Consider the following 1078-nt stretch of genomic DNA (forward strand, 5'->3'; position numbering starts at 1 on the left):
TGATAAATCCAGAAAAACAGGAAATACTGATCGCCATCAGCGAACAATTGGGATTGCCACCATGAACAAGCTGGAGTTGTTGCGCACCTTTCAGCGCGTCACCGAACTGAGCAGCTTCACCCAGGCCGCCGACAGCCTGGGCCTGCCTCGCTCCACGGTATCGGAGCAGGTCCGCGACCTGGAACGCCTGGTCGATGCGCGCCTGTTGCACCGCACCACACGCCGGGTACGTCCGACGCAGGATGGCCAGATGCTGTACGAACGCGCCCGCGAGCTGCTGGCGCAGATGGACGAACTGGAGAACCTGTTTCGCCAGGACGCCCATGCCCTGAGTGGACGACTGCGCGTGGACATGCCCACGGCGATCGCCCGGCGCCTGGTGGCACCGCGCCTCGATGAGTTTCTCGCCCGGCACCCGGCGCTGGAGATCGAGCTGGGTTGCAGCGACAGGCGGGTCGATCCGCTGCGCGAGGGCTTCGATTGCGTGCTGCGCGTCGGCGTCAACGAAGACGACAGCCTGGTCGCCCGGCCACAGGGGCATCTGTCCATGGTCAACTGCGCCAGCCCGGCCTACCTGGCCACGCACGGCATGCCCGAGCAACTGGACGACCTCGCCGGACACAGCCTGATTCACTACGTGACAGCCTTTGGCGCACGCTCGGACGGCTTCGAGTTCCAGCGCGACGGCAAGCTGCATTCGCTGGCCATGGCGGGCCGGGTCACGGTGAACAACATCGATGCCTACGAAGGGGCCTGCCTGGGTGGCCTGGGCATCATCCAGGCGCCGCTGGTCGGCATGCGCGTGCACCTGCGGGAGGGGCGTCTGCTGCGCCTGCTGGATGACTGGGTCGCCGCGCCGATGCCGGTGAACCTGGTGCACCCGCACGGGCGTCATCTGCCACGGCGGGTGCGCGCCTTCATGAACTGGCTGGAACAGCTGCTGGCCGAGGAACTCGACGCGGCTTGAACCGCCAGGATCAGGCCAGCCGAGTCAGGGCGTATCGGCGCGGATATCGAAGCCGCCGCGGTTTTCGCTGAGGATGCGCAGGTCATGGCTTTCCCCGGCCTTCACCGGCAC

At 66.3% G+C, this 1078-nt stretch carries 1 protein-coding gene; it reads left to right on the forward strand.

Translation table 11 applies throughout. The features are described 5' to 3' along the window. Positions 1-61 precede the first annotated feature (61 nt). Positions 62-967, forward strand: a complete 906-nt coding sequence (locus J0A65_RS23865; RefSeq protein WP_206596761.1) for a LysR family transcriptional regulator — start codon at positions 62-64, stop codon at positions 965-967. Positions 968-1078: the final 111 nt, after the last annotated feature.

This window comes from Bowmanella yangjiangensis, assembly GCF_017255015.1.
Classification (GTDB): Bacteria; Pseudomonadota; Gammaproteobacteria; order Enterobacterales; family Alteromonadaceae; genus Bowmanella; species Bowmanella yangjiangensis.